The 24125-nt window shown below is 71.9% G+C and carries 23 protein-coding genes; 15 read left to right on the forward strand and 8 right to left on the reverse strand.

All coding sequences use genetic code 11. The features are described from left to right. Positions 1–47: 47 nt before the first annotated feature. Together VE614_RS07250 and VE614_RS07255 are read left to right on the forward strand one after the other, a co-directional pair. Positions 48–446 carry a RidA family protein gene (locus tag VE614_RS07250; RefSeq protein ID WP_324933790.1) on the forward strand — a complete coding sequence of 133 codons (399 nt, stop codon included), beginning with the start codon at positions 48–50 and terminating at the stop codon, positions 444–446. Positions 447–466: 20 nt separating this feature from the next. Further along, complete coding sequence (locus VE614_RS07255; RefSeq protein WP_414719541.1) at positions 467–967, forward strand: GNAT family N-acetyltransferase; 501 nt, start codon at positions 467–469, stop codon at positions 965–967. 45 nt (positions 968–1012) lie between these two features. Here VE614_RS07255 and VE614_RS07260 read toward each other — a convergent pair whose 3' ends face one another. Beyond that, positions 1013–1597, reverse strand: coding sequence for an adenylosuccinate lyase (locus tag VE614_RS07260; protein WP_324933794.1), 585 nt, complete (start codon positions 1595–1597; stop codon positions 1013–1015). 404 nt (positions 1598–2001) lie between these two features. Between VE614_RS07260 and VE614_RS07265 the strand changes: the two genes are divergently transcribed. The 9 genes from VE614_RS07265 to pssA all read left to right on the forward strand — a co-directional run bounded on the left by VE614_RS07265 (position 2002) and on the right by pssA (position 12918). After that, positions 2002–3807 carry a 3-hydroxybutyryl-CoA dehydrogenase gene (locus VE614_RS07265; protein WP_324933796.1) on the forward strand — a complete coding sequence of 602 codons (1806 nt, stop codon included), beginning with the start codon at positions 2002–2004 and terminating at the stop codon, positions 3805–3807. A 160-nt stretch (positions 3808–3967) separates the two neighbouring features. Beyond that, positions 3968–4777 (forward strand): TetR family transcriptional regulator, encoded by an 810-nt coding sequence (locus VE614_RS07270; RefSeq protein WP_324933798.1) that lies wholly within the window; start codon positions 3968–3970, stop codon positions 4775–4777. Positions 4778–5195: 418 nt separating this feature from the next. Next, positions 5196–6533, forward strand: coding sequence for a crotonyl-CoA carboxylase/reductase (ccrA, locus tag VE614_RS07275; protein WP_324933936.1), 1338 nt, complete (start codon positions 5196–5198; stop codon positions 6531–6533). A 10-nt stretch (positions 6534–6543) separates the two neighbouring features. Next, positions 6544–8571: a protein meaA gene (locus tag VE614_RS07280; RefSeq protein WP_324933800.1), complete on the forward strand. Its 2028-nt coding sequence runs from the start codon at positions 6544–6546 to the stop codon at positions 8569–8571. After that, positions 8568–9527: a CoA ester lyase gene (locus VE614_RS07285; protein ID WP_324933803.1), complete on the forward strand. Its 960-nt coding sequence runs from the start codon at positions 8568–8570 to the stop codon at positions 9525–9527. Before VE614_RS07280 ends, VE614_RS07285 begins: the two co-directional genes overlap by 4 nt. Before the next feature lie 4 nt (positions 9528–9531). After that, on the forward strand, positions 9532–10044 hold the full coding sequence (locus VE614_RS07290; RefSeq protein WP_324933805.1) for a MaoC family dehydratase: 513 nt from the start codon (positions 9532–9534) through the stop codon (positions 10042–10044). Positions 10045–10046: 2 nt separating this feature from the next. Beyond that, positions 10047–11252, forward strand: coding sequence for an acyl-CoA dehydrogenase family protein (locus VE614_RS07295; protein WP_324933807.1), 1206 nt, complete (start codon positions 10047–10049; stop codon positions 11250–11252). Between the two features lie 171 nt (positions 11253–11423). Further along, positions 11424–12080 (forward strand): phosphatidylserine decarboxylase, encoded by a 657-nt coding sequence (locus VE614_RS07300; RefSeq protein WP_324933809.1) that lies wholly within the window; start codon positions 11424–11426, stop codon positions 12078–12080. After that, positions 12067–12918: a CDP-diacylglycerol--serine O-phosphatidyltransferase gene (gene pssA, locus VE614_RS07305; protein WP_324933811.1), complete on the forward strand. Its 852-nt coding sequence runs from the start codon at positions 12067–12069 to the stop codon at positions 12916–12918. The genes VE614_RS07300 and pssA overlap by 14 nt, the downstream gene beginning before the upstream one ends. Before the next feature lie 192 nt (positions 12919–13110). Here the strand turns inward: pssA and VE614_RS07310 are convergent, their stop codons facing one another. Next, positions 13111–14268, reverse strand: a complete 1158-nt coding sequence (locus VE614_RS07310; protein WP_324933813.1) for a glycerate kinase — start codon at positions 14266–14268, stop codon at positions 13111–13113. 159 nt (positions 14269–14427) lie between these two features. Here VE614_RS07310 and VE614_RS07315 point away from each other — a divergent pair, with 159 nt between their 5' ends. Together VE614_RS07315 and VE614_RS07320 are read left to right on the forward strand one after the other, a co-directional pair. Further along, positions 14428–15528 carry an ADP-ribosylglycohydrolase family protein gene (locus VE614_RS07315; protein ID WP_324933815.1) on the forward strand — a complete coding sequence of 367 codons (1101 nt, stop codon included), beginning with the start codon at positions 14428–14430 and terminating at the stop codon, positions 15526–15528. A gap of 95 nt (positions 15529–15623) precedes the next feature. Then, positions 15624–16118, forward strand: a complete 495-nt coding sequence (locus VE614_RS07320; RefSeq protein WP_324933817.1) for an NUDIX hydrolase — start codon at positions 15624–15626, stop codon at positions 16116–16118. Between the two features lie 52 nt (positions 16119–16170). On the opposite strand, the gene VE614_RS07325 is transcribed toward VE614_RS07320, so the two are convergent. Next, positions 16171–16368 (reverse strand): type II toxin-antitoxin system VapB family antitoxin, encoded by a 198-nt coding sequence (locus VE614_RS07325; RefSeq protein ID WP_324933819.1) that lies wholly within the window; start codon positions 16366–16368, stop codon positions 16171–16173. Positions 16369–16445: 77 nt separating this feature from the next. On the opposite strand from VE614_RS07325, the gene VE614_RS07330 reads away from it, so the two are divergent. After that, positions 16446–17177, forward strand: a complete 732-nt coding sequence (locus VE614_RS07330) for a Sir2 family NAD-dependent protein deacetylase (protein ID WP_324933821.1) — start codon at positions 16446–16448, stop codon at positions 17175–17177. A gap of 358 nt (positions 17178–17535) precedes the next feature. Here the strand turns inward: VE614_RS07330 and VE614_RS07335 are convergent, their stop codons facing one another. Genes VE614_RS07335 through VE614_RS07345 form a run of 3 tightly spaced genes read right to left on the reverse strand, consistent with a single transcriptional unit; the run spans position 17536 to position 21704 of the window. Further along, complete coding sequence (locus tag VE614_RS07335) at positions 17536–18027, reverse strand: methylated-DNA--[protein]-cysteine S-methyltransferase (protein WP_324933823.1); 492 nt, start codon at positions 18025–18027, stop codon at positions 17536–17538. A 16-nt stretch (positions 18028–18043) separates the two neighbouring features. Continuing rightward, positions 18044–19537: an AlkA N-terminal domain-containing protein gene (locus VE614_RS07340; RefSeq protein WP_324933824.1), complete on the reverse strand. Its 1494-nt coding sequence runs from the start codon at positions 19535–19537 to the stop codon at positions 18044–18046. Between the two features lie 49 nt (positions 19538–19586). Then, complete coding sequence (locus VE614_RS07345) at positions 19587–21704, reverse strand: heavy metal translocating P-type ATPase (protein WP_324933826.1); 2118 nt, start codon at positions 21702–21704, stop codon at positions 19587–19589. 57 nt (positions 21705–21761) lie between these two features. Here VE614_RS07345 and VE614_RS07350 point away from each other — a divergent pair, with 57 nt between their 5' ends. Beyond that, the gene (locus tag VE614_RS07350; RefSeq protein WP_324933829.1) at positions 21762–22127 is read left to right on the forward strand and encodes a metalloregulator ArsR/SmtB family transcription factor; all 366 of its coding nucleotides are present in this window, start codon (positions 21762–21764) and stop codon (positions 22125–22127) included. A gap of 14 nt (positions 22128–22141) precedes the next feature. Here the strand turns inward: VE614_RS07350 and lpdA are convergent, their stop codons facing one another. Next, positions 22142–23554, reverse strand: a complete 1413-nt coding sequence (lpdA, locus tag VE614_RS07355; RefSeq protein ID WP_324933832.1) for a dihydrolipoyl dehydrogenase — start codon at positions 23552–23554, stop codon at positions 22142–22144. Positions 23555–23692: 138 nt separating this feature from the next. Beyond that, positions 23693–24118, reverse strand: a complete 426-nt coding sequence (locus tag VE614_RS07360; RefSeq protein WP_324933938.1) for a CBS domain-containing protein — start codon at positions 24116–24118, stop codon at positions 23693–23695. Positions 24119–24125 lie beyond the last annotated feature (7 nt).

Consider the following 24125-nt stretch of genomic DNA (forward strand, 5'->3'; position numbering starts at 1 on the left):
GACGACCCGTCGGGGGCGTTGTCAGACCCATGGTCCACCATGGACCCATGACCGAGCTGACCAGGATCCCCGCCCCCGACGGCGTCGCCCCCGCCGCGCAGTACTCCCATGTCGTGATGGGCAGCGGCCGCTTCGTGGCGATATCCGGGCAGCTCGCCCTGGACGAGGAGGGCAAGCCGGTCGGGGAGGGGGATCCGGCCGCCCAGGCCCGCCAGGTGTTCGAGAACCTCCGGCGCTGTCTGGCCGCCGCCGGGGCGACGTTCGACGACGTCGTCAAACTCACCTACTTCGTCACGGACATGGCGCACATGCCGGCGATCCGCGCGGCCCGCGCCGAGCACATACCCGACGACCGGCTCCCCGCCGCCTCCGCCGTGCGGGTCGCCGGCCTGGTCCGTCCCGAGTTCCTGATGGAGGTCGAGGCGTTCGCGGTGGTCCCCGCGTGACGGCCGTGCGCGTGCGGGAGATGACGCCCGCCGACTGCGACCGGGTCGCGGAGATCCGCGTCGGCGGCTGGCGGACCGCCTACCGGGAGCTCGTCCCGCGGTCGTACCTCGACGCGATGGACCCGGCGCGGGACGCCGATCGCCATCGCGCCCGGCTCGCCCAAGGCCCCGGCCCGGCGCGGGACCTGGTCGCCGAGCAGGACGGGCACGTCGTCGGCTGGGCCTGCCACGGGCCCTACCGCGACGGTGAGACGTACACCGAGGACGCCGAGCTGTACGCGATCTACGTCGATCCGGGGCGGTACGGCGGAGGCATCGGCCGGGCGCTGCTGGCGGAGTCGGCGGGCCGGTGCGCGGCCGCCGGTCACCCGCGCATGCTCCTGTGGGTGCTCCGGGAGAACGCGCCCGCGCGCCGTTTCTACGAGCGGGCCGGCTTCCGGCCGGACGGGACCGAGGAGCCGTTCGAGGCGGACGGGGTGGCCGTGCCCGAGGTGCGGTACGTCCGGCGGCTGACGTCCTGACCGCGTGACGGCGTGACGGCGTGACGGATCCCGGCCGCCCGGGCCTCACCGCTGTTTCGGGATAAGGGCCAGGGCCCGTACCGCGGCCTCGGCGAGGGACGGGTGGGCCAGGGCCTCGCTCAGGACGGGGCGGGCCCGGGGGTCGCCCAGCGCGCCCAGGCCTTCGACGCAGGCGAGGGCCACGCGGCGGTGGGGGTCGTGCGGGCGCAGCCGGCGTCGCAGCGTGGTGATCAGCGCGGGGACGGACTCCGGGGCGCGCAGGTCGGCCAGCAGCCGCACCGGGTGCAGGGCGTAGGCCACCCGCAGTTCGTTGGTGGCGAGGGCCGCCGCCGCGCGGGCGGTGCGCGGGTCGCCGAGCCGGGCCAGCGCGTGGGCGGCGGCGGCGCAGCGGGGCGGGTCGCGATGGTTGAGGAGGAGGACCAGGGCCTCGAAGGCGCGGCGGTCCCCCGCCACGCCCAGGCGGAAGGCGGCCAGCTCCCGCGCCCACAGGGGCTGTCCGGGGGCGGTCAGCACCTCCGCGAGTTCGTCGTGGTCGCCGGTCGCCGCCAGGTGCTCGAAGGCCGCCGAGCCACCCGACTCCTGCCGTAAGCGCTGCGTGAGCGCCCGTGACGCTTCGTCCCTCACATCCATGAGGCGAGGGTAGGGGCGATCGGGCCGGGGAGGGACCTACATCACAAAGACCGGGGACTGGCGCGCTCGTTACCCGCCGGTTAAGCTCAGACGAGCGAGTTACCCACTCGCCTCTCCTCGCGACGGTCTGGTGACGCGGCCGCCGCGCGGGGGCACCTCCCACGCCCCTCGGGCCGTGGGGGACGCAGTCGGTTCGGTACTGATGTACCTCGGTACGACTCGGCCACGGGACAGGGCCGGTCGGTTCACCGCCGTAGCGCGGACGTGTGCGCGTCCGCGACGACCGGCACCGGGCGTGTGCGCTCGCAGCCCGGCCAACACCCGCATCTCAGCACGTACCCGGTGCGCCCTTCGGCGCACCCGGGCGCGCTTCCCGTCGTCACCCTCATTCCTGGAGTCCCGCGATGGCCGCTCCCCTGTCCGACAGTTCCCTGTCCCCGCTCCAGACCGTCGCCGTCGTCGGCCTCGGCACCATGGGCACCGGCATCGCCGAGGTCCTGGCCAAGGCCGGCCGCGAGGTCGTCGGCATCGACATCAGCGAGGCCCAGGCCGCGCGCTGCGTCGCCGCCCTGGAGGCTTCCACGGCCCGCGCCGTCGAGCGCGGCAAGCTCACCGAGCAGGAGCGCGCCGATGCGCTCGCCCGCGTTCGCACCTCCACCGACCTGCGGGCCGCGGCCGAGGCCGACCTGGTCATCGAGGTGGCGCCGGAGTCGTACGAGATCAAGCACCAGATCTTCCGGGAACTCGACGGCATCGTGCGGCCCGAGACGATCCTGGCCACCGGCACCAACGCGCTGTCCGTGACCCGGCTGGCCGCCGACTCGGCCCGCCCGGAGCGCGTCCTGGGCCTGCACTTCTTCAACCCCGCCCCGGCGATGAAGCTCGTCGAGGTGGTCTCCTCGGTGCTGACCGCGCCCGCCGCCGTCGGCGCGGTCACCGATCTCGCCCTGGCCCTGGGCAAGGAGCCCGTCGCGGTCGGCGACCGGCCCGGTTTCGTCGCGGACGGCCTGCTGTTCGGGTACCTCAACCAGGCCGCCGCGATGTACGAGGCGAAGTACGCCTCCCGCGAGGACATCGACGCCGCGATGCGGCTGGGCTGCGGGCTGCCGATGGGCCCGCTCGCCCTGCTCGACCTGATCGGCATCGACACCGCCCGCACGGTCCTGGAGGCGATGTACGCCGAATCCCGGGACCGGCTGCACGCCCCCGCGCCGATCCTCAAGCAGCTCAGCGAGGCGGGCCTGACCGGCCGCAAGGCGGGCCGCGGCTTCTACACCTACGAGGCCCCGGGCAGCGCCACCGTCGTGCGGGACGCGATGACGCCGCTCGACGGCGACCTGAAGGTCCCCGGCCGCCCGGTGCGCTCGGTCGGCGTGGCGGGTTCCGGCACCATGGCGTCGGGTATCGCCGAGGTGTTCGCCAAGGCGGGTTACGAGGTCGTCCTCGCCGCCCGCAGCGAGGAGAAGGCCCAGGCCGCCAAGGCCCGGATCGGCAAGTCCCTGGCCCGCTCGGTCGACAAGGGCCGGATGACCGCGGAGGCGGCCGCCCGGACCCTGGAGCGGATCGTCCCGGCCGGCTCCTACGACGCGTTCGCCGACGTGGACCTGGCCGTCGAGGCCGTCGCCGAGGACCTGGAGGTCAAGCGGCAGCTGTTCGCCGCGCTGGACAAGGTCTGCAAGCCGGGCGCGGTGCTGGCCACCACCACCTCCTCGCTGCCCGTCGTCGCCTGCGCCCGCGCCACCTCGCGCCCGCAGGACGTGATCGGCATGCACTTCTTCAACCCCGCCCCGGCGATGAAGCTGGTCGAGGTGGTCCGCACCGTGCTGACCGCGGACGACGCGCACGCCACGGTCCGCGAGGTCTGCGGGAAGATCCGCAAGCACGCGGTGGACTGCGGTGACCGCGCCGGGTTCATCGTGAACGCGCTGCTCTTCCCGTACCTGAACAACGCGATCAAGATGGTCCAGGACCACTACGCCTCGCTCGACGACATCGACGCCGCGATGAAGCTCGGCGGCGGCTACCCGATGGGCCCGTTCGAGCTGCTGGACGTGGTCGGACTGGATGTCTCGCTGGCCATCGAGCGGGTCCTGCACCGCGAGTTCCGCGACCCGGGCCTGGCTCCCGCGCCGCTCCTGGAGCATCTGGTGGCCGCGGGCTGCCTCGGCCGCAAGACGGGCCGCGGCTTCCGCGAACATGCCCGGCGCTGAGCGGCCCGGCGACTGGTTCCGGGCGGGTGAGGACTGGGGCGGTCTGCTCGATCCCGGGTGGCCGGCCCAGCCCCCGCCCGCCCGGACTCCCCCGCCCGCCGAGGGCGGGGGAAACCCCGGACCTGCGCGAAGAGCTGCGGACATGCAGTACGTTCGGGTCATGTCCCAGCCCGCCAAGTCCTCCCGTACACCAGCCACGCCCGACGCGCCGGAAAGTGCCGCAGGCAGTCGCGCCGCCGCCCAGCGGCTGAAAATGCGCCGAGAGCTGGCGGCCGCGGCCATGGAGCTGTTCGCGACCAAGGGGTACGAGGCGACCACCGTCGACGAGATCGCTGCCGCGGCCGGGGTCGCCCGCCGCACCTTCTTCCGCCACTTCCGCTCCAAGGAAGAGGCGATCTTCCCGGACCACGACGACACCCTGATCCGCGCCGAGGCGGTGCTCAACGCCGCCCCCGCGCACGAGCATCCGCTCGACACGGTGTGCCGCGGGATCAAGGAAGTGATGAAGATGTACGCGGCGCGGCCCGAGATCTCGGTCGCCCGCTACAAGCTGACGCGCGAGGTGCCCACCCTGCGCGAGGCGGAGATCGCGTCGGTGGCCCGCTATGAACGCCTCTTCACCCGCTATCTCCTCGGCCACTTCGACGAGCACGCGCACGACGACGACGCCAACGACGACCCGCTGCTGGCCGAGGTCGCCGCGTCCGCCGTGGTCACGGCCCACAACCATGTACTGCGGCGCTGGCTCAGGGCGGGCGGTCAGGGCGATGTGGAGGCGCAGCTCGACCACGCCTTCGCGATCGTCCGCAAGACCTTCGGCACCGGGATCATGGCGGGCCGCGGGACCCCGCCGAAGCCGGCCGCGGCGACGGCCTCGGCCCACGGCGAGGTGCTGGTGACGGTGGCCCGCACCGACGCCCCGCTGGAGGAGGTCATGCGGACCATCGAGGAGGCGTTGAAGGAGCGCTGACCGACCCTTGCGCGTGTGATGACGGCCACCCTTCGGGGTGGCCGTTTTGGCATGTCAGAGGCGGTTTTCGGAAGGCTTCCCGACCCGATTCGATCGATCATCGCTCATCTGTCGGGTAAAGAATTCATTTGAGAGCAACTTCTGGCACCCAGTGCCTTGTCACCTGACACGGGGTGCCATACGTTGATGTTGTCCGGGCGGCCGGCGCACCCGATCACAGTGCGGCGACTGTCCCCGCGGGCCCATGGCCCGCGCGCCCGGACGCCTGCGTCACAGGCACCCTCCCGCGCCACAAAGCGCTGCCGAAGCACCACCCGCCGAACCGACGGCACCCAGAACCCTCATCCCTCAGCAGCACCGACGTAACCCTCAGCACCCCTCCCTCAGGGTGCGCATCGCCGGAGGCAACACCGTGACCGTGAAGGACATCCTGGACGCGATCCAGTCGCCCGAATCCACCTCGGCCGACTTCGCCGCCCTGCCGCTGCCCGACTCCTACCGGGCGATCACCGTCCACAAGGACGAGACGGAGATGTTCGCGGGCCTTCCCACCCGTGACAAGGACCCCCGCAAGTCGCTGCACCTGGACGAGGTCCCGCTGCCCGAGCTGGGCCCGGGCGAGGCCCTGGTGGCCGTGATGGCCTCCTCGGTCAACTACAACTCGGTGTGGACCTCGATCTTCGAGCCGCTGTCCACCTTCGGGTTCCTGGAGCGCTACGGCCGCACCAACGAGCTGGCCAAGCGCCACGACCTGCCGTACCACATCATCGGCTCCGACCTCGCGGGCGTCGTGCTGCGCACCGGTCCCGGTGTCAACGCCTGGAAGCCGGGCGACGAGGTCGTCGCGCACTGTCTGTCGGTCGAGCTGGAGTCCAGCGACGGTCACAACGACACCATGCTCGACCCGGAGCAGCGCATCTGGGGCTTCGAGACCAACTTCGGCGGCCTCGCCGAGATCGCCCTGGTCAAGTCCAACCAGCTGATGCCGAAGCCGGACCACCTCAGCTGGGAGGAGGCCGCCGCCCCCGGCCTGGTGAACTCCACCGCCTACCGCCAGCTGGTCTCCCGCAACGGCGCCGGGATGAAGCAGGGCGACAACGTGCTGATCTGGGGCGCGAGCGGCGGCCTCGGCTCGTACGCCACCCAGTTCGCCCTGGCCGGCGGCGCCAACCCGATCTGCGTCGTCTCCTCGCCGCAGAAGGCGGAGATCTGCCGCTCGATGGGCGCCGAGGCGATCATCGACCGCAACGCCGAGGGCTACAAGTTCTGGAAGGACGAGCAGACCCAGGACCCGAAGGAGTGGAAGCGCTTCGGCAAGCGCATCCGTGAGCTGACCGGCGGCGAGGACATCGACATCGTCTTCGAGCACCCCGGCCGCGAGACCTTCGGCGCGAGCGTCTACGTCACCCGCAAGGGCGGCACCATCACCACCTGCGCCTCCACCTCGGGCTACATGCACGAGTACGACAACCGCTACCTGTGGATGTCGCTGAAGCGGATCATCGGCTCCCACTTCGCCAACTACCGCGAGGCCTGGGAGGCCAACCGCCTCATCGCCAAGGGCAAGATCCACCCGACGCTCTCGAAGGTGTACTCCCTGGAGGACACCGGCCAGGCGGCCCACGACGTGCACCGCAACGTCCACCAGGGCAAGGTCGGCGTGCTGTGCCTGGCCCCCGAGGAGGGTCTGGGCGTGCGCGACCACGAGATGCGCGCCAAGCACCTCGACGCCATCAACCGCTTCCGGAACATCTGAGAGGCGCCGGATGAGTGAGCGTCAGAAGGACCGGCCGTGGCTCATGCGGACCTACGCCGGTCACTCCACGGCCGAGGCGTCCAACGAGCTGTACCGGCGCAACCTCGCCAAGGGCCAGACGGGTCTGTCGGTCGCCTTCGACCTGCCGACCCAGACGGGCTACGACCCGGACCACATCCTCGCCCGCGGCGAGGTCGGCCGGGTCGGGGTGCCCGTCGCGCACCTCGGTGACATGCGCCGGCTGTTCCAGGACATCCCCCTGGAACAGATGAACACCTCGATGACCATCAACGCCACGGCCATGTGGCTGCTGGCGCTCTACCAGGTCGTCGCGGAGGAGCAGGGCGCGGACATCGCCAAGCTCCAGGGCACGACCCAGAACGACATCGTCAAGGAGTACCTGTCCAGGGGCACCCACGTGTTCCCGCCGGGACCGTCGCTCCGCCTGACGACGGACATGATCGCGTACACGGTCTCCCACATGCCGAAGTGGAACCCGATCAACATCTGCAGCTACCACCTGCAGGAGGCGGGCGCCACACCGGTGCAGGAGATCGCGTACGCGATGTCCACCGCGATCGCCGTGCTCGACGCCGTGCGCGACTCCGGCCAGGTGCCGCAGGAGCGCATGGGCGATGTCGTCGCCCGCATCTCCTTCTTCGTCAACGCGGGCGTCCGCTTCGTCGAGGAGATGTGCAAGATGCGGGCGTTCGGCCGCATCTGGGACAAGATCACTCGGGAGCGGTACGGCATCGAGAACCCCAAGCAGCGCCGCTTCCGCTACGGCGTCCAGGTCAACTCCCTCGGGCTGACCGAGGCGCAGCCGGAGAACAACGTCCAGCGGATCGTGCTGGAGATGCTGGCGGTGACGCTGTCCAAGGACGCCCGCGCGCGGGCCGTGCAGCTCCCGGCCTGGAACGAGGCGCTGGGGCTCCCCCGGCCCTGGGACCAGCAGTGGTCGCTGCGCATCCAGCAGGTGCTCGCCTACGAGAGCGACCTGCTGGAGTACGACGACATCTTCGAGGGCTCGACGGTGGTCGAGGCGAAGGTCGGCGAACTCGTCGCCGAGGCCCTCGCGGAGATCGACCGGATCCAGGAGATGGGCGGCGCGATGGCGGCCGTCGAGTCCGGCTACCTCAAGTCGCAGCTGGTCGCCTCGCACGCCGAGCGCCGGGCACGGATCGAGTCCGGCCAGGAGAAGATCATCGGCGTCAACATCTTCGAGACGACCGAGCCGAACCCGCTCACCGCCGACCTGGACACCGCGATCCAGACGGTCGACCCGGCCGTCGAGGCCCGCGTCGTCGAGTCGCTGCGGAACTGGCGCGACACCCGCTACCAGCCGCCCTTCAACCACCCGCGTCCCTGCAAGGCGCTGGAGCGGCTGAAGGAGGCCGCCAAGGGCACCGGCAACCTCATGGAGGCCACCCTGGAGTGCGCCCGCGCCGGCGTCACGACCGGCGAATGGGCCGGGGCCCTGCGCGAGGTGTTCGGCGAGTTCCGCGCCCCCACGGGCGTGTCGTCGGCGCCGGTGGCCATACCCGCCGAGGAGGGCTCCCAGCTGGCCCGGGTGCGCCGGAAGGTGGAGCTGACCGCCCAGGAGATGGGCGTGGGCAAGCTGCGCTTCCTGGTCGGCAAGCCGGGCCTGGACGGTCACTCCAACGGCGCGGAGCAGATCGCCGTGCGGGCCCGGGACGCGGGCTTCGAGGTGGTCTACCAGGGCATCCGGCTCACGCCCGAGCAGATCGTGGACGCGGCGCTCGCCGAGGACGTGCACGCGGTCGGCCTGTCGATCCTCTCCGGCTCGCACGCGCAGCTGGTCCCGGACGTGCTGGACCGGCTGCGTGTGGCCGGTGCCACAGATATACCCGTGATCGCAGGTGGCATCATCCCGAACGGTGACGCCGAACAGCTGCGAGCCGCCGGAGTGGCCGCGGTCTTCACCCCGAAGGACTTCGACATCACCGGAATCATCGGCCGCATCGTCGACGAGATCCGGAAAGCGAACAAGCTCGACCCCCTGGAGGTCCCCGCATGACCGTCAACCGTCTGCGCCCCCGCCGCTCCTGTCTCGCGGTGCCGGGAAGCAACCCGCGCTTCCTGGAGAAGGCGCAGGGCCTCCCGGCGGACCAGGTCTTCCTCGACCTGGAGGACGCGTGCGCGCCGCTCGCCAAGCCCGAGGCGCGGCACACCATCGTGAAGTTCCTGAACGAGGGCGACTGGACCGGCAAGACGCGCGTGGTGCGCGTCAACGACTGGACGACCGAGTGGACGTACCGCGACGTCGTCACGGTCGTCGAGGGCGCCGGCCCGAACCTGGACTGCATCATGCTGCCGAAGGTCCAGAACGCCCAGCAGGTCGTCGCGCTGGACCTCCTCCTCACCCAGATCGAGAAGACGATGGGCTTCGAGGTCGGCCGGATCGGCATCGAGGCGCAGATCGAGAACGCGCAGGGCCTGAACAACGTCAACGAGATCGCGCAGGCCTCCCCGCGCATCGAGACGATCATCTTCGGCCCGGCCGACTTCATGGCGTCGATCAACATGAAGTCGCTGGTCGTGGGCGAGCAGCCGCCCGGCTACCCGGCGGACGCCTACCACTACATCCTCATGAAGATCCTGATGGCCGCCCGCGCCAACGACCTCCAGGCCATCGACGGCCCCTACCTCCAGATCCGCAACGTCGACGGCTTCCGCGAGGTCGCCGGCCGTGCCGCCGCCCTCGGCTTCGACGGCAAGTGGGTGCTGCACCCCGGCCAGGTGGACGCCGCGAACGAGGTCTTCTCGCCCTCCCAGGAGGACTACGACCACGCCGAGCTGATCCTCGACGCGTACGACTACTACACGTCCGAGGCGGGCGGCAAGAAGGGCTCCGCGATGCTCGGCGACGAGATGATCGACGAGGCCAGCCGCAAGATGGCCCTGGTCATCGCGGGCAAGGGCCGCGCCGCCGGCATGCGGCGCACCAGCACGTTCGAGATCCCGGAGGCGTAGGGCCATGCAGTTCGGACGCACCTACGAGGAGTTCGAGGTCGGCGCGGTGTACAAGCACTGGCCGGGCAAGACGGTCACCGAGTACGACGACCACCTGTTCTGCCTCCTCACCATGAACCACCACCCGCTCCACATGGACACGAACTACGCCGAGCGGACCACCGACTTCGGCAAGAACGTGGTGGTCGGGAACTACATCTACTCCCTGCTGCTCGGCATGTCCGTGCCGGACATCTCCGGCAAGGCGATCGCCAACCTGGAGATCGAGTCGCTGAAGCACGTGGCGCCGACCTTCCACGGCGACACGATCTACGGCGAGACGACCGTGCTCGACAAGTGGCCGTCGAAGTCGAAGAACGACCGCGGCATCGTCTACGTCGAGACCAAGGGCTACAAGCAGGACGGCACGCTGGTCTGCGTCTTCCGCCGCAAGGTGATGGTGCCGACCGAGACGTACATCAAGGAGCGCGGCGGCGAGCAGCCGGGCCGCCCCCAGCTCAAGGAGCAGGAGAAGTAACCATGGCCCGTCTCGCCCAGACCCACGGCCTCACGGACGTCCAGCGGGAGATCCTCTCCACGGTCCGCGACTTCGTGGACAAGGAGATCATCCCGGTCGCGACGGAGCTGGAGCACCGCGACGAGTACCCGCAGCAGATCGTGGACGGCCTGAAGGAGCTGGGCCTGTTCGGTCTGATGATCCCCGAGGAGTACGGGGGGCTGGGCGAGTCGCTGCTGACGTACGCGCTGTGCGTGGAGGAGATCGCCCGCGGCTGGATGTCGGTCTCCGGCATCATCAACACGCACTTCATCGTGGCGTACATGCTCAAGCAGCACGGCACGCAGGAGCAGAAGGACCACTTCCTGCCGAGGATGGCGGCCGGCGACATCCGCGGCGCCTTCTCGATGTCAGAGCCGGGCCTCGGCTCGGATGTGTCGGCGATCACGTCCAAGGCGGTCAAGGACGGCGACGAGTACGTCCTGACCGGCCAGAAGATGTGGCTGACGAACGGTGGCACGTCGTCGCTCGTGGCCGTTCTGGTGCGAAGTGACGAAGGACACCCCGAGGGCACCGCGCCCCACAAGTCGATGACGACCTTCCTGGTCGAGAAGGAGCCCGGCTTCGGGGAGGTACGCCCCGGCCTCACCATTCCGGGCAAGATCGACAAGATGGGCTACAAGGGGGTCGACACCACCGAGCTCATCATGGATGGCCTGCGGATTCCGGCCGACCGGGTGCTCGGCGGGGTCACCGGACGCGGTTTCTACCACATGATGGACGGTGTCGAGGTCGGCCGCGTCAACGTCGCCGCGCGCGGTTGCGGCGTCGCTCAGCGTGCGTTCGAACTGGGTGTCCAGTACGCCCAGCAGCGTCACACCTTCGGCAAGCCGATCGCCCAGCACCAGGCGATCCAGTTCAAGCTCGCCGAAATGGCTACCAAGGTCGAGGCCGCCCATGCCATGATGGTGAACGCAGCGCGCAAAAAGGACTCCGGGGAGCGAAACGACCTCGAAGCAGGGATGGCGAAGTACCTCGCCTCCGAGTACTGCAAGGAGGTCGTGGAGGATGCCTTCCGGATCCACGGCGGCTACGGCTTCTCCAAGGAGTACGAGATCGAGCGCCTCTACCGGGAGGCCCCGATGCTGCTCATCGGTGAAGGTACCGCCGAGATCCAGAAAATGATCATCGGGCGCAGGCTGCTCGAAGAGTATCGATTCCAGGGCTGATTGCCTGGAACGGGGTGTTTTCTTCGAGAAGAAGATCACACCCCGTAGGCACTCTTCGGCCGCCGACTCGGCTTCCTGGCTTACCCAGTTGCGGCGGTTAGCCGCTACGATCGCCGGAAAGCCGCCGTCCCCCCGTCAGAAGCGCGGCATCATCCGCTACGAAGGTCATCCATGCCCCACAGCCAAACCTCTGCACCTCGCGACAGCCGAGTCGGCGTACGCCTCGCGCGCGGAGCATCGCCGTGGCTTCTCCCGACCGTCGCCACCGCAGCCCTCAGCCTGGCCAAGGCGCGCCGCTCCGGCGCCGCCAAGGCCATCGCCGTCCCCGCCACCGCGCTCGCGGCGGGGATGCTGTGGTTCTTCCGCGACCCCGAGCGCGAGATCGCCACGGGCCGGGTCATCTCCCCCGCCGACGGTGTGGTGCAGAGCATCATGCCGTGGAAGGACGGACGGACCCGCGTCGCGATCTTCATGAGCCCGCTCAACGTACACGTCAACCGCGCGCCGCTGGCCGGCACGGTGACGTCGGTGGAGCACATCCCGGGCGGCTTCGTTCCCGCTTTCAACAAGGAGAGCGAGAACAACGAGCGGGTCGTGTGGCACTTCGACACCGAGCTGGGCGACATCGAGATGATCCAGATCGCCGGCGCGGTGGCCCGTCGTATCGTGCCGTACGTCCCGCAGGGGACGAAGGTGGAGCAGGGTGAGCGGATCGGCCTGATCCGCTTCGGCTCCCGGGTCGACCTCTACCTGCCCGAGGGCGTCGAGGTGGCGGTGGAGGTCGGCCAGAAGACAGTGGCTGGGGTGACTCGCATTGACCGTGACTGATCCGGAGGCGCAGCCGGGCTGGGTCCCCGAGGACATCGAGGACGACGAGGAGGAGATGCCGCTCTCGCTCCGCCTGTCGATAGCGGACACCCTCACCCTCGGCAACGCCACGTGCGGCTTCATGGCGGTGTACTTCACCACCACCGGAATCCTGATCCCGCACCTCACGGGCAGCCAGGAGACGGGCATGGCCCGCCACAGCGCGGCCACCGCGGTGATCCTGATGCTGTGCGCGGCGGTCTTCGACCTGTTCGACGGCCTGGTGGCGCGCAAGCTGCGGTCCTCCCCCATGGGCGCCGAGCTGGACAACCTGTCGGACCTGATCAGCTTCGGTCTGGCCCCGGCGTACTTCGTCCTGGTCTACGGCATGGTCGCGAACGACGCGCACCAGCGGGTGGCGGCGGTCGGCGCGATCGTCGTGCTGCTGGCGGTGGTGCTCAGACTCGCGAGATTCTCCTGCGTGACGGTGAAGGACGGCACGTTCCAGGGCATGCCGAGCCCCTTCGGCGCGCTCACGGTGGTCTCCATCGTGCTCCTTGAGCTGCCCTTCGAGGCGACGCTGCTCGCGATCCTCGGTACGGCGTGGCTGATGGTCAGCCGCGTCGAGTACCCGAAGCCGCGTGGCCCGCTGGCGGTGGCGATGCTCTCCTGGATCGTCTCCGCGATGGGTCTGCTCGCCGCCTGGGCCTTCGACGCCCCCGGCGGCCAGCTGCTCCTCCAGGCCGGCTGCGCGCTCCAGCTGGTCCTCGGCGCGGTGATCCCCCTGTTCGCCACGGCCCGCCGGGTGAACAACTTCCGCGACAACCGCCGAGAGGCGCGGGCGGCGCAGCTGCCGTAGCGGTGACACGACGCCGAAGGGCCCCGAACCGACTGGTTCGGGGCCCTTCGCGTGTCCGGGGCGAAGCAGCCCGTCCGGCGTGCGAGGACGAGGCCCGTCCAGGGCCGAAGCGGGGGCCCGGGGGCGGCAGTCCCGGGGACGGGCAGGGCAGGGGCGGCGGGGGCGAGGAACTCCCGGCCCGCCCCGCCCGCCTCAGCTCAGGAAGTCGCGGGCGATGGACTCCGCCACCCGCTCCAGGATCGGCCCCGCCTCGGCGATGCACTTCGCCACGTCCGGCTCGACCCCGGTGAGGGGATAGGCACGGCGGATCCCGGCACGTCCCAGCGCCTCGGGCGCCAGCGCGAGCCGCCCGCACACCGCGACGACCTCCTTGCCGGCCGCCCGCGCCGCCGCGGCGACACCCGCCGGAGCCTTGCCGTGCAGGGTCTGCTCGTCCAGGGAACCCTCACCGGTGATCACCAGACCGGCCCGCGCCAGCGCCGGGGCGAATCCCAGCACGTCCAGCATGACCTCGATGCCGGGCCGGAACCGGGCGCCCACGAGCAGCGCGCCGTAACCGATGCCGCCGGCCGCGCCCGCGCCCGGCGACTCCGCGTGCTCCGCGGCCTTCGCGCCGACGCCCGGCGTCTGCGACAGCACCTTCGCGTAGTGTGCGAGCGCCGCGTCCAGGGCGGCCACGTCGTCCGGCGAGGCGCCCTTCTGCGGGCCGTACACCGCCGGGGCGCCCTTCGGGCCGGTCAACGGGTTGTCGACGTCGCTGGCGAGCACCAGCTCGATCTCGGCCAGGCGCGGGTCGAGGCCGGACAGGTCCGCGGCGGCGAGGGCGGCGAGGCCCCCGCCGCCGGGCGCCACCTGCGCGCCGTCGGCGTCCAGGAAGCGCGCCCCGAGCGCGGCCAGCATGCCCGCGCCGCCGTCCGTGGTCGCGCTGCCGCCGACGCCGAAGACGATCGTGCGCGCCCCCGCGTCCAGCGCGGCGCGCAGCAGCTCGCCGGAGCCGTACGTGGAGGCGGTCAGCGGGGCGAAGACACCCTCGGGCAGCCGCTGCAGCCCGCTGGCCTCGGCCATCTCCACGACCGCGGTGTCCCCGCGCAGCGCGTACGCGGCCGTCACCTCGTCGCCGAGCGGCCCCGCGACCCGCAGTTCGCGGCGCTCGAACCCGGCGGCGACCGCCGCGGCCACGGTGCCGTCGCCGCCGTCGGCCACGGGCATCGCCTCGACCACGAGGTCCGGTACGACCCGGCGCAGTCCGGCGGTGACCCGCTCGGCGACCTCTACGGCCGTCAGCGAGCCCTTGAACTTGTCCGCGGCGATGAGCACCCCGCGGGCACCGTCCTGTGCAGCGTCAGCCACCTTGCTTTCCCCTTGCTCTCCGAGCCTTGCCCACGTCAAGGCAGTCGCGCCGCTGCGACCATAACCTCAGGACGCCCCCGCCGTCATGCCCCTGCCCGGAGGGTGGAACGCCGTACGGCGGGCCGGTGCGAGCGCCGGGAATCGGGTACCCCGGGACCCATGACCTCTGTGGGCACCCACGCCCCGGCTCCCGCGGCCGCCGCGCCCGGCCTCGCCGACCGGGTCCTCGGCGGCTGGCTCGGCCGGATCGCGGGCAACATGCTGGGCAAGCCGGTCGAGCAGGGCGAGGTGTGGACGCGCGAGCGCATCGACCGCTATCTGCGCCGCGCGGACGCCCTGCCGCTGACCGACTACCTCCCCGAGCCGCCGGCCGGCGCGGACGACCTGCCCGCGCTGCGCCCGGAGTGGCGCGAGTGCGTGCGGGGCCGTATCGACGGCAGCTGCCGCGACGACGACGTGGACTACGCGATCCTCGGCCTGCACCTGCTGGAGACCCACGGCTTCGGCTTCAGCACCGAGCAGGTCGGCGACGTGTGGCTGCTGCGGCTGCCGTATCTGCAGACCTTCACGGCGGAACGCGCGGCCTACCGCAATCTCGCGAACGGGCTGCGGCCACCGCTGACCGCGACGTACGACAACCCTTACCAGGAGTGGATCGGCGCCCTCATCCGCGCCGACATCCACGGCTGGACCTGTCCCGGGGAGCCGCGCCGGGCGGCCTCGCTGGCCCGCCGCGACGCGGTGCTGTCGCACACCGGGAACGGCGTCTACGGCGCCATGTGGGCGGCGGCGCTGATCTCCGCAGCCTTCACCGCGCCCACCGTCCGCGACGCCCTGGACACGGCCCTGACCGTCGTACCGGCGAGCAGCCGGCTGGCGCGCACCGTGCGCCGGGTGATCTCGCTCCACGACACCCGGATGACCTGGGAGGACACCCTGGCGACGGTGTCCGAGGAGACCGCGGGGCCGCACTGGATCCATGTGGTGCCGAACGCGGCCGTGCTCACCGCGGGGCTGATCTACGGCGACGGCGACTTCACCCGCACCATCGCGCTGACCGTGCGCGGCGGTCTGGACACCGACTCCAACGGGGCCACAGCGGGCTCGGTGGCCGGGGTGCTGAACGGGGCGCGGGCCATCCCGGCACAGTGGACGGAGCCGCTGCGGGACACCGTGCGCAGCGCGGTCTTCGGCTTCGACGGGGTGCGGATCAGCGAGCTGGCGGAGCGGACGCTGCGGCTGGCCGAGTCGGAGCACTGAGCGCGCCGGGAGGTGGTGGAGCAGTTCCCGGCGCAGGGGTGCGCCCGGCTTCCCCGGACGGCATCGCGACCGGGGCCGCTGGTTACCCTTCCAGGATGACCAACACTGCTGACTTCGCCGCGTACATCGCCGGTCTGCCCCGGGTCCTCGCCGGGGCCGCCGCGCTCTTCCGGGACGCCGAGGGGCGGGTGCTGCTCGTCGAGCCCAACTACCGGGAGGGCTGGGCGCTGCCGGGCGGCACCATCGAGTCGGACGACGGCGAGACCCCGCGCCAGGGCGCGCGCCGGGAGACCGCCGAGGAGATCGGTCTGGACCGTCCGCTGGGGCGGCTGCTCGCCGTGGACTGGGTGCACGGCCCGGACCGGCCGCCGCTGGTGGCGTACCTCTACGACGGCGGGGTGCTCACCGAGGACGACCTCAAGGCGATCCGGCTCCAGGAGGAGGAGCTGCTGTCCTGGCGGCTCGTTCCCCGCGAGGAGCTGACCGACCACCTGCTGGACGCGCTGGGCCGCCGGGTGCTGGCAGCGCTGGACGTCCTGGCGGACGGCTCGGCCACGGCGGAGCTGGAGAACGGGCACCGGGTGGGGTGATCCGGCGCGGGATCCGGTGCGGGCCCAGGGCGGCTCGGACGGCCAGCGGGGCTCAGCCCTCTTCGCGGGGTTTGATGTCGGCCTCGCGCAGCGCCTCGTCCCGGGTGACGAGCCTCGCCTCGGTGCGGTGCCCGCGCTCGATGTAGTCGCGCAGGACCAGCTCGACGGCGTCCTGGGGGCTGCCGACGCCGGCGAGCACCATGGCTTCCACGACGAGTTCGGCGTCGAGCGAGACGGTGACCTTGGCCATGCGCGGACCCTAGCACCGCGCCCCGCCTCCCGGATATCCGTTCGCCCCGGCGTTCGGCCCGCCCTACGCTCGGCGGCATGAGCAAGCCCCTCGTCGCCCTGCTGACCGGCGCCGGTGTCTCGACCGACTCCGGCATCCCCGACTACCGCGGCCCCCACGGACTGTGGCGGCGGGACCCCGAGGCCGAGAAGCTGGTGACGTACGAGTACTACATGGGCGACCCGGAGATCCGCCGCCGCTCCTGGCGGATGCGGCGGGAGACCGGCGCTCTCCAGGCCGGGCCGAACGCCGCGCACCGGGCGGTGGCGGAGCTGGAGAAGTCCGGGGTGCCGGTACGGGTGATCACCCAGAACGTGGACGGGCTGCACCAGCTCGCCGGGATGCCCGACCGCAAGGTCCTCGAACTCCACGGCACGGCACACCGGTACGTGTGCACGTCGTGTCACGCGCGCGGACCGATGGAGGACGCCCTCGCCCGGGTCGAGGCCGGGGAGCCGGACCCGCCGTGCCGGGAGTGCGGGGGCATCCTGAAACCGGCGACGGTGATGTTCGGGGAGCGGCTGGACCCGGTGGTGCTGGGCGACGCCGTCGCCATCACCAAGGCCTGCCAGATCTTCATCGCCGCCGGCACCAGCCTCCAGGTGCAGCCCGCCGCGGGCCTGGCGGGCGTCGCCGCGGACCACGGCGCCCGCCTGGTCATCGTCAACGCCGAGCCGACGCCGTACGACGAACGGGCCGACGAGGTGATCAGGGAGCCGATCGGCACGGCTCTGCCCGCACTGCTGCGCCGGGTGGGGCGGGCGGCGTAGGGGTCCGACGGCCGGCTCCTGTCCGTGCCGGGTCAGGAGCCGTCGCGGAGCACGTGGGCCTCCCCGCTGGGCCGCCGGATCGCCACAGGCGGTGCTCGGCGTCCCCGGTGTAGTGCCGCACCTCCGGCTCGCGGGACGGCCGGGTCCGGCTGCGTACGGTGGTGCGGCCCTCGGCGTCGTAGTCGTCCTCGTCGACGTTCGGGAAGTTGATCCCGATGAACTCCAGGATCTCGTCCAGCCATCCCGGCAGAACGTAACCCGTCCCCCGTGAGCCTCCCTGCTCCGTTCGCTGCTTCGCCGGTGCGATCGTTGCCGCCCGTCCGCACTGTGGTGGGCCGGCATGATCCCAGGACGAGGGTCAGAACAGGGCGGTTCCCGCCTCGAAGTCCAGCAGGCGCCGTTTGCGGTCCAGGCCGCCGCCGTAGCCGGTGAGGCTGCCGTTGGTGCCGACGACCCGGTGGCAGGGGACGATGATGCCGATCGGGTTCCTGCCGTTGGCGAGGCCGACCGCGCGGGACGCCTGGGGGCTGCCCAGGGCGGCGGCGAGCCGGCCGTAGGTGCGGGTCTCGCCGTACGGGATGGTGCGCAGGTGTTCCCAGACGCGACGCTGGAACGGGGTGCCGTGCAGGCGCAGCGGGAGGGTGAACTCGGTCAGCCGGCCCGCGAAGTAGGCCTCCAGTTGTTCCTCCGCCTCGGCGAAGGGCCCGGCGGACGCCGCGGAGTGTTCTCCGAACGTGTCCTCGGGCGGGCGGTGGCGCTGGTTCTCCATGTAGACGCCGCACAGGACGCCTCCGTCGGCGACCAGGGTCAGCGGGCCGTACGGGCTGTCGATCACGGTGTGCTGTCTCATGAGGGTTCCCGGATCCTTATACCGGCAGGAAGTTGATGGGGTGGCTGTCCGTCGCCCACAGGTACTGGACGGCGTACGCCCGCCAGGGCCGCCAGGCCGCCGCGCGGGCGGTGAGCGCCGCCGGGGTGGAGGGCAGGCCCAGTTCCCGGGCGGCGCGGCGGATGCCGAGGTCGGTGGGGAGGAAGGCGTCGGGGTCGCCGAGGGCGCGCATCGCGATGACGTCGACCGTCCAGGGGCCGAATCCGGGGAGGGCGAGAAGCTGGGCGCGGGCTTCCGGCCAGTCGCTCTCCACCCCCAGGTGGAGTGAGCCGTCGGCGAGTCGGCGGACCAGGGTGGTGAACGTCGCGCGGCGGGTGCGGGGCATCGCCAGGGACTCCGGGTCGACGGCCGCGAGGGCCTGCGGTGACGGGAACAGGTGGGTGAGGCCGCCCTCGGGGTCGTCGACGGTCTCGCCGTGCGCGCCGACCAGGCGGGCCGCGTGGGTGCGGGCGGCGGCCGTGGAGACCTGCTGGCCGAGTACGGCCCGTACCGCGAACTCCGCCTCGTCGACCGTGCGCGGGACACGCCGCCCGGGCGCCTTGTCCACCAGCGGGGCGAGCACCGGGTCCGTGCGCAGCTGGTCGTCGACGGCGACCGGGTCGGCGTCCAGGTCCAGCAGGCGGCGGCAGCGGCTGATGGCGACGGGCAGGTCGCGCAGGTCGCCGAGGACGAGACGGCACGCGATGTGGTCGGGGCGCGGGGAGAGCGTCGCGATGCCGTGGCCGTACGGCAGCCGCAGGGTGCGGCGGTAGGCGCCGTCCCGCCACTCCTCGACGCCGGGGACGGCGGTCGCGGCGAGGTGGCCGAAGAGGTTGTCGGGGTTGAGGGGGGCGCGGAAGGGGAGGCGGAGGGAGATCGCTCCGGGGGTGCCGGCGGGGGTCCCGGGCGGGTTCGTCCGGGGTGCGCGGGCGCGCAGGTCGCTGGGGGTGAGGGCGTAGACCTCGCGGACGGTGTCGTTGAAGGTGCGGATGGAGGCGAAGCCCGCGGCGAAGGCGATCTCCGCCATCGGCAGGGTCGTCGTCTCGATCAGCAGGCGGGCCGTCTGGGCGCGTTGGGCGCGGGCGAGGGCGAGCGGGCCGGCGCCCAGCTCGGCGAGCAGCTGGCGTTCGATCTGCCGGGTGCTGTAGCCGAGCCGGACGGCGAGGCCGGGGACGCCCTCGCGGTCCACGACGCCGTCGGCGATCAGCCGCATGGCGCGGGCGACGAGGTCGGCGCGCTGGTTCCACTCCGGGGAGCCGGGGGTGGTGTCCGGGCGGCAGCGCTTGCAGGCCCGGAAGCCGGCCTGCTGGCAGGCGGCCGCGCTGGGGTGGAACACCATGTTCTCCGGCTTGGGCGGCACGACCGGGCAGCTGGGCCGGCAGTAGATCCGGGTGGTCAGGACGGCGGTGAAGAACCAGCCGTCGAAGCGGGCGTCCTTGGACCGGACTGCGCGGACACAGCGCTCGGTGTCGGTGTGCATCCCCATCTGCATGCGTCCAGCATCCGGTACCGGACGCATGCGGGCTGGCGAGATTCCGACATCAACCTCGGCTGTCCTGGACCGGCCCGGATCGCCGCCGTCGGTCGGGGCGCCACGCGGACTCGCGCAGCAGCCGCAGCCCGTTCAGGCCGACCAGCACGGTCGAGCCCTCGTGGCCCGCGACACCGAGCGGCAGCGGGAGGTGGCCGACCAGGTCCCAGACGACCAGGACGGTGATGAACGTGCCGGCGATGACCAGGTTCTGCACCACCAGCCGGCGGGCGGCGCGGGACAGGCGGACGACCGCCGGGACGGTGGCGAGTTCGTCGCGGACGATGACCGCGTCGGCGGTCTCCAGGGCGAGGTCGGATCCGGCGCGGCCCATCGCGATGCCGGAGTGGGCGGCGGCGAGGGCGGGCGCGTCGTTGACTCCGTCACCGACGAACAGCACTTTGCGGCCGGTCCGCTGGATGTCGTACACCGCGTTCACCTTGTCCTCGGGCAGCAGCTCCGCGCGGACGTCGGTGAGCCCGGTGGCCTCGGCGACGCGGGCGGCCGTGTGCCTGTTGTCGCCGGTGAGCAGGACGGGGGCGGCGCCGGTCAGGGCGGTGAGGGCGGCGGTGGTGGCCGCGGCGTCGGGGCGCAGGCGGTCGGTGAGGGCGAGGGTGCCGACGGGGACGCCGTCACGGGTGACGGTGACGACGGTGGCGCCGCGCTCCTGCCGGCCACCGGTGACGGGTCGACCGGTGGCCTGCCGGCCGTCGACATGCCGGACGTCACCCTGTCGACCGTCGGTCTGCGCATCGTGACCCGGTCCACCTGCCCCCGCCGGCCGCCGACCGCCGACCAGCTCGCCGTCGACCGGCGACGGCAGGTCGCATACGGAATCCCGCGTGCGCCCCACAGTCACCCGCCGACCGTCCACCATCGCAGTGACCCCCTGACCAGGCGTCGCCGTGAACTCCTCCGCCGTCGCGATCGGCAGTCGGCGCCCCCGTGCCGCCGCCACGATGGCCCGGGCCAGCGGATGCTCGCTGGGGTTCTCGGCCGCCGCGGCGAGGGCGAGCAGCTGCTCCTCGTCGAGCCCGGAGCCCGGCAGCGGCCGGACGGCCGTGACCTCGGGGGCGCCCTCGGTCAGGGTGCCGGTCTTGTCGAGGGCGGCGGTGTCGATCTCGCCGAGGCGTTCCATCGCGACGGCCGACTTGACCAGGACGCCGTGGCGGCCGGCGTTGGCGATGGCGGACAGCAGCGGCGGCATGGTGGCGAGGACGACCGCGCACGGCGAGGCGACGATCATGAAGGTCATCGCGCGCAGCAGGGCGTCGGTGAGGTTCGCGCCGAAGGCGAGGGGGACGGCGAAGACGGCGAGGGTGGCGGCCACCACGCCGACGGCGTAGCGCTGTTCGATCTTCTCGATGAAGAGCTGGGTGGGTGCCTTGGTGCGGGAGGCTTCCTCGACCAGGGTGACGATCCGGGCGATGACGGAGTCGGCGGGATCGCGGCCGACGCGGACACGCAGGGCTCCGGTGCCGTTGAGGGTGCCCGCGAAGACGTCGTCGCCGGGGCGCTTGACGACCGGGAGGGGTTCGCCGGTGATGGTGGCCTGGTCGGCCTCGCTGGTGCCGTCCAGGACCGTGCCGTCGGCACCGATCCGCTCCCCCGGCCGGATCAGCAGCACGTCGCCGACGGCCAGTTCGGCGGTGGGCACGGTCTCCTCGGTGCCGTCGGCGCGGACCCGGGTGGCGGTGGTGGGGGCGAGGTCGAGCAGGCCGCGCACGGAGTCGGCGGTGCGGGCGGTGGCCAGGGCCTCCAGGGCGCCGGAGGTGGCGAAGATGACGATCAGCAGGGCGCCGTCGAGGACCTGGCCGATCGCGGCGGCGCCGAGGGCGGCGACGATCATCAGCAGGTCGACGTCGAGGGTCTTCTCGCGCAGGGCGCGCAGTCCTTCGAGGGCGGGCTCCCAGCCGCCGGTGACATAGGCGACGGCATACGGGATCCCGTGGGCCCAGGCGGGTGCGCCGCCGAGATCGAGCGCGAGACCCAGCAGGAAGGCGACCAGCGCGGCGAGCGCCCAGCGGGCCTCGGGGAGCGCGAGGACGCGGGTGCGGCGGCGGGGTGCCGGCAGGGAGCGGGCGGAGGTCTGTCGGGGAGCGAGAGTCGCGGACACGCGCCACACCATACAGGAACACATGAAGACTCATTCATTCGTTCATATACGGTGGGTAAGATATGCGCCATGGGTCATGGAGCCGTCACCAGCGCGCAGAGCGCCCCCGAGCGCGTCCGTCTCGACGCGGACAACGTCGCGAAGGTGGCCACCACCCTCCAGGCCCTGTCCACCCCCTCCCGGCTGCTGATCCTCGCCCGGCTGCGCGAAGGGCCGCTGCCGGCCACCGAGTTGGCCGCGGAGGTGGGCATGGAGCAGTCGGCGTGCTCGCACCAGCTGCGGCTGCTGCGCAATCTCGGACTGGTGGTGGGCGAGCGCCGCGGCCGGTCGGTGGTGTACGCGCTGCACGACCACCATGTCGCCGAACTCCTCGACCAGGCCGTGTACCACGTGGAGCATCTGCGCCTGGGGATCAGCGACGCCGCGCCGGAATGACCGCCGCCTGAGCGTCAGAAGTTGATCATGTGTCCGGCGAGGCCGTGCACCGCCTCCTTCACCGCCTCGCTCAGCGTCGGGTGGGCGTGCACGTTGCGGGCCACCTCGTGCACGGTGAGGTCCCACTGCTGGGCCAGGGTCAGCTCGGGCAGCAGCTCGGTGACGTCGGGGCCGATGAGGTGGCCGCCGATCAGCTCGCCGTACCGCGCGTCGCTGATCAGCTTGACGAAGCCGGTGGAGTCGCCGAGGCCGTGCGCCTTGCCGTTCGCGGTGAAGGGGAACTTGGCGACCTTCACGTCGTAGCCCAGGTCGCGGGCCTGGGCCTCGGTGTAGCCGAAGCTGGCGATCTGCGGCTGGCAGAAGGTGGCGCGCGGGATCATCGCGTAGTCGAGTTCCATGGTCTCGGCGCCGGCGATGGTCTCGGCCGCGACCACGCCCATCGCCTCCGCGGCGTGCGCGAGCATCAGCTTGGCGGTGACGTCGCCGATGGCGTAGAGGTGCGGGACGGAGGTGCGGCAGCGCGCGTCGACGTCGATGGCGCCGCGCTCGGTGAGCCGGACGCCGGTGTTCTCCAGTCCGTAGCCCTCGACGTTCGGGCCGAAGCCGATGGCCTGGAGCACCTTGTCGGCCTCCAGGACCCGCTGGGAGCCGTCCTCGGCGGTGACCGTGACCCGGACCTGGGGGCCGGACTCGTCGATGGCGTCGACGCGGGTGGAGGTGAGCACGTCGATGCCGAGGCGCCGGTACTGCTTGGCGAGTTCGGCCGAGACGTCGGCGTCCTCGGTGGGGGCGACGCGGTCCAGGAACTCGACGACGGTGACCTTCACGCCGTAGTTGTGCAGGACGTACGCGAACTCGATGCCGATGGCGCCGGCGCCCGCGATGACGATCGAGCGGGGCAGGTCCTCGGCGAGGATCTGCTCCTCGTAGGTCACCACGCGGGCGCTGCGCTTGGTGCCGGGCAGCAGGCGCGGGGTGGCGCCCGTGGCGATGACGCAGTTCTCGAAGCCGATGGTGCGGGTGGTGCCCTCGTAGTCGGTGACCTGGAGGGAGTGCGGGTCGAGGAAGATGCCGCGGCCGTCGTACTCCGTGATCTTGTTCTTCTTCATCAGGTAGTGGACGCCCTTGACCCGGCCGTCGGCGACCTTGCGGCTGCGGCGGAAGGCCTCGCCGTAGTCGAAGGTGATCGGCGCGTCCGACCGGATGCCGAAGGTCCTCGCCTCGCGGGTGACGGTGTGCGCGAGTTCGGCGTTGCGCAGCAGGGCCTTGGTCGGGATGCAGCCGACGTTCAGGCAGACGCCGCCCCAGTACTTCTCCTCGACGACGGCGACCCGTCTGCCCAGCTGGGCGGCGCGGATGGCAGCGACGTACCCGCCGGGGCCGGCGCCGAGTACGACGACGTCGAAGCGCTCGTCCAGCTCAACCATGCGCGAGGTCCCTTCGGTGCGGTGCGAGCGGTGGGTACCAGTCCGGATTGTTCCGCCCCGCACCGCTCCCCGCCACCGCGCCGTCGGGGGCACCCCTCACCGGTCGGGAGCCGCGCGTCACCGGTGGGGAGCCGGCCGTCACCGGTTGGGAGCCGCGCGGCTGATGTCGGCGAGGGCGGAGTGCGGGTCCTCGGTGGTGGCGAGGTCACCGAGGCTGACCATGCCGACCGGGCAGCCGCCGTGCTCGACGACGGGCAGCCGCCGCACCGCGTGCCGGCGCATCAGCTCGACGGCGTGCTCCGTGGTGTCCTCGGGCGTGAGGGTGACCACCGGCGGCCGGGTGCACAGCTCGCCGACGGTGGTCGCCGTGGGATCGCGGCCCTCGGCGACGGCCCGCACGGTGATGTCCCGGTCGGTGAGGACGCCGAAGAGATCGCAGTCGTACGCCACCAGGACGTCGCCGATGTCCCGCTCGCGCATCATCTCGGCGGCCCTCGCGACCGTCGTCATCGGTTCGACGGAGGCCGCGCCCGGCGACATCACATCGCGTACGTACCTGGTCATCGGGGCA

Origin of the sequence: Streptomyces sp., from assembly GCF_035645055.1 — a bacterium.
Lineage (GTDB): Bacteria > Actinomycetota > Actinomycetes > Streptomycetales > Streptomycetaceae > Streptomyces.